Here is a 12,589-nt window from a genome sequence, read left to right as displayed (position 1 = left end):
ACGGGCCCGGCCTTTACTTATCGTTTTTAAATAAATATTAACGGCTTATCTCCGATAAGATTTTAAAATCATGGGGAAGAGATGACGCTTAAGAGGGTCTTAGTTAATATATTTTTACCGTTGGTATTATTGATTACAATAATTATTGTCGGTCATCAAACTCAGGTTCAAGTTAGAAAGAGTGCTGAAAATGAAGTCACAAATAACTTGTTGGCCGGGATTGATATTACAGAATCTTCATTTATTATCTGGGTCAATGAGGTTCAACACTTTTCTGAAATAGCCAGTCGATCTGATTTTATTCAAATTTACTTTACCAATAGAACACTTCTAATCGACGATCAGCTAGAAAGAATATCTAATTCTAAAGATGTTATTGGTGTCGTTGTTCAAGATGAAGAGGGTGTCATCGTTGAGTCATCCCAGAAAAATCTTATAGGAAAGAGACTTAAGGAAAATACTTTCACTTACTGGAATAAAGTTAGATCGAGTCAGAAGGCAGTATTTGTTAAGCCCTATATTGAGGATTTTAGTGTTTCCCAATCTGATGAGTTAATTCTTATTACAGCTCCGGTTCGTATGAAAGAAGAGGGCTTTGTTGGGGCCATAACTTTAATCTATGATCCTAAGGTTGTTTTTAAGTCAATCTTTGAAATCGCACGTGTCGGGCGAACTGGTGAGACCTATGCCTTTGATGAATCAGGACTTATGATCTCGGATTCAAGATTTAATAATGATTTAAGAAAGGCCGGTCTAATTTCACTTGATGATCAAAATTCAAAATTCAAGGTTCGACTTTATGATCCAGGAAAGAATCTTTTAATGGCCAAAGATAAGACGTTCAAAAAGAAGCAGCTGACTAAAATGGCCCAGTCGGCCCTTGAAGACGGTGCAGGGATGAATGTTAAGGGCTACCGTGACTATCGAGGCGTTGAAGTTGTTGGTGCATGGCTTTGGCTTGATGATTATAATTTTGGCTTCGCTGTGGAGATGGACTTTGATGAGGCCTATACTCAAATGGGAATTCTCGATCAGAAGATTAAGATTATTTATCTCTTGCTCGTCATCTTTCTAATCATTACTCTCTACTTAAATCTTGAAGGAGAAAAGCTAAAGTCTAAGCTTGTGAGAACAAATCGCTCACTCCTTGCAAAATCAAGAGAGCTTGATGCCTTCTTTGATGCCATTGATGCTCATTCAATTATTTCTAAAACTGACCCAAGGGGAAAGATTACTTTTGCCAATGCAAACTTTGTTGAAGTTAGTAAATATGATCATCGTGAAATTATTGGGCAGGATCATCGCCTTGTTAATTCAGGGTTTCATGATAAAGAGTTCTTTGAGCAGATGTGGAAAACGATTCAGTCCAAAGATACTTGGCATGGGCAAATCAGAAATAAGAATAAAGAGGGGGATTACTATTGGGTAGAGTCAACAATATTTCCCGTTCTCGATGAACTCAAAAATATTAAAGAGTATATTGCAATTAGAACAAATATTACTGATATTAAAAATCAACAGATTGCTCTTAGAGAGGCCCGTAATGAGGCGGAAAGAATCTCGACCATGAGAGCAAACTTTATGGCAAATGTCTCTCACGAGTTAAGAACACCATTGAACGCGATTATAGGTTTTTTAACGGTACTAAAAGACGAAGTTTCAAATAGTGATCATAGAGAGAAGTTTGAAATTGTCTATCATGCTGCTGAGTCACTTCTTGAAATCATTAATGATGTATTGGATTTTTCAAGACTTGAGCAAGGTAAGCTAGAGCTTAATATTAGGCCAACGAATTTGAAAGCTCTTATCAAACAGATTTATGATCTCTATGCGATTAGGGTGAAAGAGAAGAATGTTATTATCGAAGTCGATGATGATCTAGAGGATATTGATTATCTTGTAGATGGTATTAAGATAAAGCAAATTATTTCAAATCTGGTTGGGAACTCCATAAAGTTCACCACTCATGGCTCGATAAAAATCTCAATTTCACAAAGTAAGAAGAGTGAAAATATTAGTGATCTTGTGATCAGCATTAAAGATACTGGAAGAGGTATTCCGCAAGAAAAATTGGAGACAATTTTTACACCATTTGGTCAGCTCAGTGCAGATGATGTGCTCTATGATTCTGGTGTAGGTCTAGGACTGGCGATTGTCGATGGCTATGTGAAGCTTATGAAAGCACAAATTGATGTTGAATCAGAAGTCGGGCTAGGGACAACCTTTCGTATCATGATCCCAAATGTTGAGTCAGTGAAGAGAATCAATGATGAAATTTTAAAAGTAGAAAAACTCGATTTTGATAATAAGATTCTGGCACTTGTTGTCGATGATAATAATATCAATCTTAAAATGATGGAAGCTTATCTCAGAAAGTATGGTGTTCGTGTTGAAAAGGCGCAAAGTGGTCAACAGGCCATTGATATGTTTGAAGAAAGTAAGTATGACATTATTTTTATGGATCAGTTGATGCCCGGCCTTAAAGGAACTGAAACCACAGACCTTTTAAGAAAGTCCTTTCATGAGTTACCACCCATAATTTCTCTAAGTGCTTCAATACTTGAAGAAGATCTCAGACTCTTTGAAGAAAAGTTTGATGGGGTTATGACTAAACCAATTAATAAGGCCCAGCTTGAGAGCATTTTGAGGAAGTTCTTATAGCCAGTTTCTTTCTTTATAATCTTTTGTTGTTTCTTCGATCGTTCTTTGGATGTCCCATTTCGGTACAAAACCCTGATCTTTAAGTTGCTGGTTACTACAAGACCATGCTTCTTGGATAAGCTCATTTACCTTATCTTTTGTCAGTCTATTCGGTATCGGAAGAAGTGCCGTTATAAAGGCCGCGACTTTCAAAAGTCTTTCAGGTATTGGTAAATTGATTACGAATTTCTTATTCAAAGAGATCTTAATAGTGTTAATTAAACTCTCAAAACTCACGACTTGGTCATGACCAATATAAAAGAGCCCCGAAGGCTTTTTATCGGCCAAGAGAATGATGCCGTCAACAAGATCGTGAACACAGATAAAGCTATATTCCTTTATCCTAAAGTTTAAACCTGGACCTACAACAAATCCCGATTTTACCATTTTGAAAATATCAAGTACGGCCGGGTCTCTTGGACCTATGACCATAGGAGGTCTCACACAATTATATGTCCAGTTTTCTGGAAGTGTTTGACTGAAGTATGTTTCGGCCTTTTTCTTCGATCTACCATAATCACTTACTGGCATATCGGGCATCTCTTCTGTTCTAGGAGCAGAAAAATGACTTGGTCCTCCGGCAGCCAGTGAAGAAATAAATGTGAAGTGTAGTTTTGAATATTTCTTTTGTAGTTTTTCGACGAGATTTACTGTTGAGAGGTAGTTTACTTGATCAAAGACAGTGCTATCTTCGGCGTGAACAATTCCCGCTGTATGAATAACAATTTCAAGGTCTTCTGGAAGATCATCTATCCATTCAAGTTGTCCCTGAGGAGATAGAGAACCTTTGACGAGTTGCCCTTTGATCTGAAACTCACAGGCCTTTTTCTCACTTCTTATGAGTGAGAAAATTTCATGTCCCTGTTCGACGAGCTTCTCACTAAGGTGTGATCCGACAAACCCTGTTGCTCCAGTTACAAGAATCTTGGCCATGGTTAAAGACCTTTTTCGAAGATTCTATATTTACGGTAAGGGTTAGCATTCATACGAATAAGAGGTTTATTCATATTGAGGTTATCCTCAAGAATCCAACTCATCTCAATATCTTTATATTGTGGATATTTAAGAATATTCTGGTGACATCTTTGATAGAGAATAGAAGCAAGTCCATATTTTCTATATTCTTGCTTAACTCCCATTGTAAGAACTCTTACCCCAGTCATATACTTCTTTCTATTGAGAAGTTTCATTAGACCAGTAGGGAAGAGGTTCCCCTTAGGTACTTGATGAAAAACTTGGTTTAAATCAGGAAGAGCAACGATAAATCCTACTTCCTTTCCTTCAACCATTGCAAAGAGAATCAGCCTTTCGTCCGCAACCATTTTTAAGTCACCGGCCGTTCCATAGAACTCATCCTTGGTCATTGGGACAAATCCCCAGTTATGTTCCCATGCATCGTTATAGATTTCATACATAAGATCAATTTCTTTTGACCAGTTCTTCTTACTTACTGTTCTATAGGTAATATTATTCTTATTCTCTGCTCTTTCAGATACTTTTCGAATGATTTCAGGCATCTCAAAATTGCTATCTAGGTGATAGGCGATCAGGTCTTTTGCTTTATCAAAACCTAATTCTTCTATATTTGTTTGATAGTATTCTGGGTTATAAGGCATCATGAGAACAGGACGTTCTCCATGACCGAGAATGAGATTTCCACATTCATAATTTGTCGAAGGATTAAATGGTCCTTGAACCTTTTCCATCCCCTGTGACTTTAGCCACTCTTCAGATGTATTGAATAGGGCCCTGAAAACATCTTTGTCATCAATGGCCTCAAAGAAACCATAGTGACCGACTTTCTCATCGTGAAACTTAATATAGTTATGATTGACGATGGCCATAATACGGCCAACATCTTTTCCATCTTTTGTTGCAATCCAAAAAGCGACATCTGCTGTTTGGTAGAAAGGGTGTTTCTTATTGAACATCTTTTCAAGTTCCATCTTAAGCTGAGGAACCCAATTCTTATCTTTTTGATAGATATTCCAAGAAAGATTAATAAATCTCTTTCTATCTCTTTTACTTTCTAAAAGATTGACTTTTTCTACAACAATAGACATTTCTATTCTCCAATATGTGAAGGGATATCAAATTCTTTCTTGGCCATAGCGAATACGTCAAGAACTTTTGTTAACTCTTCAATATTGTGAGATGCCATATAACTTGTTCTGATAAGAGCTTCTCCCTTTGGAACCGCAGGAGGTACAACAGGAGTTGCAAAAACACCATTCTCCGCAAGGTATTTAGTCACTTGCATAGATTTTAGATCATCTCCAATAAAGATTGGCAGAATTGGTGTTTGAGAATTATATGTATAGAATCCAATTTCCTTAAATCCATTTCTCATGAATTCAACATTTCTCCACAATCTTTCGTGAAGAGTTGTATCTTCTTCGATAACTTCTAGGCAGGCCTTAACAGTTGCGACTGCAGAAGGAGGCATAGAAGCAGAGAACATGAATGATCTTGCAACGTGCTTAACGTAGTTGATCGTCTCTTTAGATCCTGAAAGAACACCACCAATACAAGCAAATGACTTTGAGAATGTTCCCATATTCAAGTCTACTTTATCAGTGACACCAAAGTGGTGCATTGTTCCTCTTCCTTTTTCGCCCATCACACCAATACCGTGAGCATCGTCAACGTAGATGTGAGCGCCATATTTTTCAGCTAGTTCAGTAATCTTTGGAAGATTGGCAATATCTCCAGTCATCGAGAAGACACCATCTACAACGATAAACACTTTTTGGAATCTATTTATATTTGAAGCAAGTTGTTCTTCAAGAGACTCCATATCATTGTGCTTAAACTTAAACGTCGCCCCCATTGCAAGTCTTGAAGCATCGATAAGTGATGCGTGGTTTTCTGAGTCAAAGAGCATACAGTCTTTTGGTCCACAGATTGCCGAAAGCCCACCAAGATTTGTTTGCATCCCCGTAGAAAAAACGATGGCCGCTTCATGTCCTAGGTAGTTTGCTAACTTTTCTTCAAGTTCTTCGTGCAGGTTTAAGTTCCCATTAAGAAATCTAGAACCAGTACATCCAGTTCCATATTTTTCAATGGCCTTAATCGCTGCTTCTTTAACGTGAGGGTGGTGAGTTAGTCCAAGGTAGTTGTTTGAACCGATCATGATTTGATCTTGTCCATCAATCTTAACAACTGTTCCTTCAGAATCTTCAATTTGTCTGAAGAATGGGTATAGGTTATTGTCTTTAAGCATTTGCGCTTTTTCAATGATTCTCTTACCAGCACCTGTGAATTCTATGGCCATGTAAACTCTCGATTTTATTGTGTTAATATATTAAATTTGGGCAGTTCGGTAAAAGTACCTATTTGACAGGCAGTAGTCAACCATTTAAAGAGGGAATAGAGCGTATTGTAGAGCTTTTACACACTTCTAAATGGGAAGACTTGTTCATGAAAAAATATCATTATTTTCTAGTTTTAATAGCTATCGGAATTATCGGTAAATGGGTTGTTATGCCTTCGGTAAAGACGATGAAGTTAAGACAAGATAGAGAGCGTGAAAAACAGCACAAAGAAGTTCTATCTAGTTGTTTTTTAAGAGGTAAGTGTTCAGTCTCAGAGTTATTATCAATGCGCTCTCAAACGGGGAATCAAAAAGAACAACTGCGTGAGTATGTTCTTAAGAATTGGGAGTCTCTTGTTCATCAGTCGCCAAAGACGATGTGGTATTTGAAGGCCCAAATCATCATGGCCGAAGATATAAATGAAGAATTTATTAGTGATATCTTAAAGCTTTCTAAGTTTAACCAGCAGGCCTTTTTGCAAGGTTTAAGTCACTGCCATAATAGACACTGTCTGGACTTTGGGAAGAAGTACTACGCAAGGTTTAACCAAGAGGACTTCTATGATGAGATTAATCTCATTCGTATTAAGGTTCCAGGTCACTGGAGTGAAAAGAACGATATCTTAAGGAGATTATTGGACTCCTATGAGAGTTCTCGTGAATTTACCAAGGCCGCGACTCTTATAGACTTTATTCCTAACCATCCAATGCTCAAGAAGTTCTTAGAAAAGCACTACCTACGTGTCATTGGTCATACTCATATTGAGAAAGTTGCCTTGCATTTGGCCCGTTATAATCCTGGTTGGCATGATCGCAATTATAAGAGAGTCATGAAGTCTCGTTACATGGCCCATATCGATGCCTTCTTACTTAATATGAAAGTAGGTTGTCCTCAAAAATTAAAAGAGATCTTCTCGTATAAGAGTTATTGGAATGAAGCGACACTAGAGATTGCTAAGAAAGAGGCCCGTTATTTATTTAAAGAAATGAGTCCTGTTGTAAGTGATCTCGGCCTTAAAAAAGAAGACTTTATCGCAAGTTCAAAATGTACTGAGCAAAGAGAGACAACTTTCTAGTTCTGAGAAGCTTTCTTTTCTAGGGACTTCTTACGTAGCTCTTCACCGCGAGCTTCTGTATTGATTGAGAGAAAGAGGTCCTCTTCAGTTTTCTTTGGGAGATCAATAAAGGCAACTCCAATTTTAAAACCTTCGATGATATTACCCTTTTCGTCTTTAAAGGCATGGTCCCAGATCCCTGCAATACGTGATTCTGGAATAGTGTAGTTAACATTAGCGAGTCTCACGACACAACCTTCGTGAACTTGGTCTTTGTTAAAACGGTCTTTCATTTCGGCCGGAATAGTAAAGCTTGTTCCACCAGCAGAAATATCAAGTGCATTAAAAACTTCATTATCAATCTTAAATTGAATCACAATAAAGCGGTTAGCATTGAGGCGGTAGTTTGATCTTTGTTGAGACTTGTATATCTCTTGATCAATTGTGGCCTCGTAGAGGTCTGCCTCTTTATTAAAAATGAGCTTTGATGAGGTAAAAATATAGATCGAGTGAAAAGAGACTTTAAGTAGGATATCTTGATCCTTATTCTTTGAACCTGTTAGTTTACTTAGGAGTCCCCCTTTGAATTTAAGAGAGAGCTTCTTTGTATCGGGATCAAAACTCGTAATATCAAATTCTTCAACTTGATCCTTGTCTTGGCCCTTTTGCCAAATCTCCGCTTGTAGAGACTCTGAGGCTGCTTTTTGAAAGAATGTGATTCTTTCATCTTCATCGGCAACTGAGAAATAGTACTTTTGGTTCGAGTTCTTCATCAAAATCCTAAAAATTTCCTATATTTCAATGATATACCATTTTTTTTTAGGTTCAAGCTGTGACAAATTTGCTCAGATTATGTATAAATTGCCCTTAATAGTAGAGAATTTGGCCACAGTGATGATGCGTGGCGTACCAATAGGAGAGTCACTATGAAAGGTGAAGCACCACAAACAAAATATCTTAAGGATTATACAAAGCCGACTCATTTGATCAAGGATGTTTATCTGACATTTGAGTTACATGATACTGAAACAAAAGTAACAAATAAGATGAGTGTAGCCCCACAAAATGGGACGACTCTTGTGCTTGATGGAGAAGAGCTAAAATTTGTTAGTGCCAAGGTTAATGGCAAGCCAATGGCCGCTTCAGATATTTCTTTTGACGAAAACCTGATGACACTCACTAATCTTCCAGCAGAAGACTTTGAGCTAGTGATTGAAAATACAATTAATCCAAAGGCCAATACGGCACTTGATGGTCTTTATATGTCAGGTGGAATCTTCTGTACTCAAAACGAGCCAGAAGGGTTTAGAAGAATTACTTACTTTGTCGATAGACCAGACAACTTATCTATCTACACAACGAAGATCATTGCTTCAAAAGAGCAATGTCCAATACTACTTTCAAATGGAAACCTTGTTGAATCGGGTGATCTTGAAGATGGAAAGCACTTCGCAATTTGGAATGACCCATTTCCAAAGCCGGCCTACCTCTACGCTCTCGTGGCCGGAGATCTCGGAATGGTTCAAGATTCTTATAAAACAGGTAGCGGTAGAGAAGTTGATCTTAGAATTTATGTCGATAAAGGAAATGAGAGTAAGTGTCATCATGCTATGGAGAGTTTAAAGAACTCAATGAAGTGGGATGAGCAGAGATTTGGTCTTGAGTATGATCTTGATATTTACATGATTGTTGCCGTTGACTCATTCAATATGGGAGCGATGGAGAATAAGGGATTAAATATCTTTAACTCTGCTTACGTCCTGGCTGATAGAGAAACTGCAACTGACGATAACTTCTTTGGTATTGAAAGCGTTATTGGTCATGAGTATTTCCATAACTGGACTGGAAACCGTGTCACTTGTCGTGATTGGTTCCAATTAACTTTAAAAGAAGGACTGACTGTCTTTAGAGATCAAGAGTTTTCAGCAGATTTAAACTCAAGAGCAGTTTGTCGTATCAATGATGTCAATGGACTTAGAGGTCATCAATTTACAGAAGATAGTGGGCCAAACGCTCACCCAATTAAGCCTAAGTCATATATTGAAATGAATAACTTCTATACTTCAACTATTTATGAAAAAGGTTCTGAAGTTATTCGTATGATCCACACACTACTAGGTGAAGAAGGGTTTAGAAAAGGGATGGATAAGTATTTCGAACTCTTTGATGGACAAGCGGTAACAACTGAAGACTTTGTTCATGCTATGAGTGTGGCCAACGGTGATTACGACTTTTCTCAATTCATGCTTTGGTATGATCAAGCGGGAACACCAATTGTAACAGTGGAAAGCTCATTTGATGAGTCGGCCAGTGAGTTAACTCTTAAGATTGCTCAAAATACACCAGCAACACCTGGACAAGATACAAAGAAACCATTTCATATGCCACTGGCCATTGGTCTGGTAGCAGAAGGTGGAAAGGACTTGGCCCTTAACCTCAAAGATGGAGCTAATCAAGGTGATTTAGGTCGTGGAATTCTTCATCTAAGAAAGGAAGAGGAAACTTTTGTTTTCACAGGGGTAAATGAGAAAGTTGTTCCTTCTCTCAATAGAAAGTTCTCTGCGCCAATTAAACTTAAGACAAATCTGAGCAACGAAGACATGGCCTTCTTAATGGCAAATGACTCAGATGAATTCAATAGATTTGAATCTTGCAATGTTTTTGCAAAACAAGTTTTAAATAAGATGATTGAGTCTGATGAACTCGTATTAGATGAGAACTTTGCAAACTCATGGTCAAAAGTTCTTACTGATAAGAATATTGATGATGCTTTCAAGGCCCTTTGTCTATCTCTTCCATCAGTTGGAGAAATGGTTCAAGATCAAAAGGTTCATAACTTTGCTGGAACGAAGAGAGCTGTAGATTTCTTAAAACTATCACTTTCTCAAAAGTTTGAAAGTGAGATTAAGGCTCTCTATGATTCTCTTAATATTGAAGAAGAGTTTAAAGTTGACGCCGCAAGTATGGGAAAGAGGGCCCTTAAGAATAAGATGCTTTCTTACCTTGGTGTCCTAGAGTCTCATGTCGGAGTTGTTGAAGCTCAGTATGATAACTCATCAAATATGACAGATCTTTTAGCAGCACTAAAAGTATCAGTATATAATGGGCATAGTACTTCAGGAGATCTTCTTAAGAAGTTCTATGATCGTTTTAAGGATCAGACACTTGTTATGCAAAAATGGCTTATGGTTCAAGCTTCAAATGAAGAGGATCAGGCATTTGATAATGTTCAAGAACTACTTTCTTGTGACATCTATGACAAGAATGTTCCAAACCTCGTTAGAGCTCTTGTTGGAACTTTTGCAAGAAACGAAGTTCAGTTTAACCACGAAAGTGGGCGAGGAATTAAGTTTGTGGCCGCTCAAATTAAGGAGATTGATAAGATCAACCCTCAAGTTGCTTCTCGTCTAGCTTCTGCTTTTAGTGACCTAAAACATATGCCACAAGCACTACATGAGTTGGCCAAGAAAGAACTTGAAGAGATCGTTAAGATTGAAGGCCTTTCTAAGAATGTCTACGAAATCGTATCAAAGACACTTGCTTAATAAGTAAGTGTCTAGCTTTGGGGTCAATATGAAAACGATAGCAAAGAGTTTATTACCATTATTTATTCTTTCAAGTTGTTCAACACAAGTCATCGTTGCTAAGGGAATGGTGTCGAATAAATTGGCCCCATGTAAATCAAAACCAAATTGTGTTTCAAGTTTTGATAAAAGGGATTCACACTATATCGGTAGTTTAAATCTTAAGATGAGTGAATCAGAGATCATTGAGAAGGTTATTATTCTTTTAAAAGAGAGAACTGATGTAGAAGTGATTACTGTGAAAGAGGGTTATATTCATGCTGTTTTCACAACGCCACTTCTTAAGTTTAAGGATGATGTTGAGTTCCTCATCATTAAGAACACAATTCACTTTCGTTCTGAATCAAGAGTTGGTTATTCGGATTTTGGAACGAATCGAAAGAGAATTGAAGAATTTAAAGATTATTTAAAGAAGAAATTCTAGATAAAAAAAGCCCTGTTGATCAGGGCTTTTTATTTTATTAAAAGTGGGCATCCACATTATTGTATAAGTTTACTTCTTTATCTCTGGCCTTTGGATGGCGATCAGGATGTATGATTCGGCTAAAAGAATCCATTTTTGGGTTGAAGATAAAATTGAGCAGAACTTTAGTCCACGACTTATAACTCTTTAAACAGTCATAGTACTCAGGGGCCATTTGGCTTACTTTTGGCTGATTTATCCATGCAACATTCATAAAATCATGGTGCTCATTATGGTAACCCATATTGAATGTTAGTTTATTAAGTGGACCATAGTATGAGTAAGTCTCTTGACCTTCTTCTGTAATATAGTGCTCTTGAATCCATCTTCCTCCGAGAGGGTGAAGTCCTAGGGCAAAGAGAGTTGAAAGTCCTAAATAGAGTAGTGCCATTGGCCCAATATAAACATAAACAGCAATATTAATGGCAATTTGCAGAACTGTATTAATGGCCGTCCAAATATTTAGCGGTTTATAGTATTGAACCTTCAAAGGTCTCAGGGCTTGAGAAACTGAGAAGAAAAATAGCCAGAGCGCTTTACATAAAGGCTGAGTTTCCGATTAATCGACTCTCTGTATAGCTGGTAATATCTGGATCATAAGAATATTCGACCTAAGTGTTTATGATGAATCATATGATACTTTCTAAATCCCATGGCCGATGGAAGAACTAGAGGAATGTCACAAACAAGTCCCATGATCTTATTTCCAAGAGGAGTCCTAAGAACAACATTGTGAGTACACTCATGAATCATGACATAGAGTGAATGGTTGGCAAAGGCCCCGACACAATAAGCGGCAATTAGAATAACCCACCATGCCTGATCTCTTAGAAAATAGGAAATCACTAATTGAGCAAGAACGATGAGGGAAATATAGATGGCCGATGGCCAATAATGCCCATAAAGCTCTCTAATTTCAGGGTGTTTCGCCAAGATTTCACGACGACGTGTGAAGTGACAATTTGGTCCTTCGACTAGGGTATAATCTCTTTTCTGTTCACTATTGTTTGTCATGGCCCTAACATACGCCTGAGACTGAGGGTTGTAAAGCTTGCGTGGGGAGGTAAGTAAATGATTTATATAAGGAAAAATAGCGCAGGCCTTCTCAGGCCCACGCTACAGATATTCAAATATTTCTTAAAGAAGGATTGATTTTCCGTCTGATTTTAAGTCTTTACAAGCTTGAGCGATTCTTTCAGTCATCGACTCTTCAGCTTTCTTAGACCATGCTCTTGGATCGTAGAATTTCTTATTTCCCACTTCTCCCTCGATTTTGAGCATAGCATCGTAGTTCTTAAAGACATGATCAACAACTGCTCTTGAATAAGCATATTGAGTATCAGTATCAATATTCATTTTGATCACACCGTAACCAAGAGTTTCATGAATTTCTGAAAGTTCTGAACCAGATCCCCCGTGGAAAACTAGCCAGTTTTCAGCATCTGCTCCAAGCTCTTTGGCAACAGCTGCTTGA

At 37.7% G+C, this 12,589-nt stretch carries 11 protein-coding genes; 4 read left to right on the top strand and 7 right to left on the bottom strand.

What is annotated here, in order from left to right; genetic code table 11:
• Nucleotides 1-81: 81 nt before the first annotated feature.
• On the top strand, nt 82-2,661 hold the full coding sequence (locus tag M901_RS07530) for an ATP-binding protein (protein ID WP_021277589.1): 2,580 nt from the start codon (nt 82-84) through the stop codon (nt 2,659-2,661).
• Here the strand turns inward: M901_RS07530 and M901_RS07525 are convergent.
• Genes M901_RS07525 through M901_RS07515 form a run of 3 tightly spaced genes read right to left on the bottom strand, consistent with a single transcriptional unit; the run spans nt 2,656 to nt 5,974 of the window.
• Nucleotides 2,656-3,633: an NAD(P)-dependent oxidoreductase gene (locus M901_RS07525; protein WP_021277586.1), complete on the bottom strand. Its 978-nt coding sequence runs from the start codon at nt 3,631-3,633 to the stop codon at nt 2,656-2,658. The genes M901_RS07530 and M901_RS07525 overlap by 6 nt on opposite strands.
• 2 nt (nt 3,634-3,635) lie before the next feature.
• A complete protein-coding gene (locus M901_RS07520; RefSeq protein ID WP_021277596.1) occupies nt 3,636-4,763 on the bottom strand; it encodes a hypothetical protein in 1,128 nt (375 codons plus the stop codon).
• A 2-nt stretch (nt 4,764-4,765) separates the two neighbouring features.
• Complete coding sequence (locus M901_RS07515; RefSeq protein WP_021277590.1) at nt 4,766-5,974, bottom strand: pyridoxal phosphate-dependent aminotransferase family protein; 1,209 nt, start codon at nt 5,972-5,974, stop codon at nt 4,766-4,768.
• 146 nt (nt 5,975-6,120) lie between these two features.
• Here M901_RS07515 and M901_RS07510 point away from each other — a divergent pair, with 146 nt between their 5' ends.
• Nucleotides 6,121-7,089: a hypothetical protein gene (locus M901_RS07510; RefSeq protein ID WP_021277587.1), complete on the top strand. Its 969-nt coding sequence runs from the start codon at nt 6,121-6,123 to the stop codon at nt 7,087-7,089.
• Here M901_RS07510 and M901_RS07505 read toward each other — a convergent pair.
• Nucleotides 7,086-7,841 (bottom strand): PilZ domain-containing protein, encoded by a 756-nt coding sequence (locus tag M901_RS07505; protein ID WP_021277591.1) that lies wholly within the window; start codon nt 7,839-7,841, stop codon nt 7,086-7,088. The genes M901_RS07510 and M901_RS07505 overlap by 4 nt on opposite strands.
• Nucleotides 7,842-7,994: 153 nt before the next feature.
• Between M901_RS07505 and pepN the strand changes: the two genes are divergently transcribed.
• The gene (gene pepN / locus M901_RS07500) at nt 7,995-10,613 is read left to right on the top strand and encodes an aminopeptidase N (RefSeq protein WP_021277595.1); all 2,619 of its coding nucleotides are present in this window, start codon (nt 7,995-7,997) and stop codon (nt 10,611-10,613) included.
• 28 nt (nt 10,614-10,641) lie between these two features.
• A complete protein-coding gene (locus tag M901_RS07495) occupies nt 10,642-11,076 on the top strand; it encodes a DUF1499 domain-containing protein (protein ID WP_021277594.1) in 435 nt (144 codons plus the stop codon).
• A gap of 37 nt (nt 11,077-11,113) precedes the next feature.
• Here the strand turns inward: M901_RS07495 and M901_RS16400 are convergent, their stop codons facing one another.
• The 3 genes from M901_RS16400 to M901_RS07485 all read right to left on the bottom strand — a co-directional run.
• Entirely contained in the window at nt 11,114-11,605 is a 492-nt protein-coding gene (locus tag M901_RS16400; RefSeq protein ID WP_021277592.1) for a fatty acid desaturase, read from the bottom strand.
• A 104-nt stretch (nt 11,606-11,709) separates the two neighbouring features.
• The gene (locus tag M901_RS16395; protein ID WP_021277588.1) at nt 11,710-12,129 is read right to left on the bottom strand and encodes a fatty acid desaturase; all 420 of its coding nucleotides are present in this window, start codon (nt 12,127-12,129) and stop codon (nt 11,710-11,712) included.
• 123 nt (nt 12,130-12,252) lie between these two features.
• On the bottom strand, nt 12,253-12,589 hold a 337-nt coding region (locus M901_RS07485), incomplete at its 5' end, for a class II fructose-bisphosphate aldolase (RefSeq protein WP_021277593.1).

The sequence above is a fragment of the Bacteriovorax sp. DB6_IX genome, from assembly GCF_000447775.1.
In the GTDB taxonomy this organism is placed as follows: Bacteria; Bdellovibrionota; Bacteriovoracia; order Bacteriovoracales; family Bacteriovoracaceae; genus Halobacteriovorax_A.
Note: the sequence above shows the minus strand (reverse complement) of the source record. Positions and strands in the feature narration are given on the sequence as shown.

Excerpts from the sequence above, each read along its gene's own strand:
- M901_RS07530 (WP_021277589.1), top strand. The coding sequence starts at position 82 with ATGACGCTTAAGAGGGTCTTAGTTAATATATTTTTACCGTTGGTATTA.
- M901_RS07525 (WP_021277586.1), bottom strand. The coding sequence starts at position 3,633 with ATGGCCAAGATTCTTGTAACTGGAGCAACAGGGTTTGTCGGATCACAC.
- M901_RS07520 (WP_021277596.1), bottom strand. The coding sequence starts at position 4,763 with ATGTCTATTGTTGTAGAAAAAGTCAATCTTTTAGAAAGTAAAAGAGAT.
- M901_RS07515 (WP_021277590.1), bottom strand. The coding sequence starts at position 5,974 with ATGGCCATAGAATTCACAGGTGCTGGTAAGAGAATCATTGAAAAAGCG.
- M901_RS07510 (WP_021277587.1), top strand. The coding sequence starts at position 6,121 with ATGAAAAAATATCATTATTTTCTAGTTTTAATAGCTATCGGAATTATC.
- M901_RS07505 (WP_021277591.1), bottom strand. The coding sequence starts at position 7,841 with ATGAAGAACTCGAACCAAAAGTACTATTTCTCAGTTGCCGATGAAGAT.
- pepN (WP_021277595.1), top strand. The coding sequence starts at position 7,995 with ATGAAAGGTGAAGCACCACAAACAAAATATCTTAAGGATTATACAAAG.
- M901_RS07495 (WP_021277594.1), top strand. The coding sequence starts at position 10,642 with ATGAAAACGATAGCAAAGAGTTTATTACCATTATTTATTCTTTCAAGT.
- M901_RS16395 (WP_021277588.1), bottom strand. The coding sequence starts at position 12,129 with ATGACAAACAATAGTGAACAGAAAAGAGATTATACCCTAGTCGAAGGA.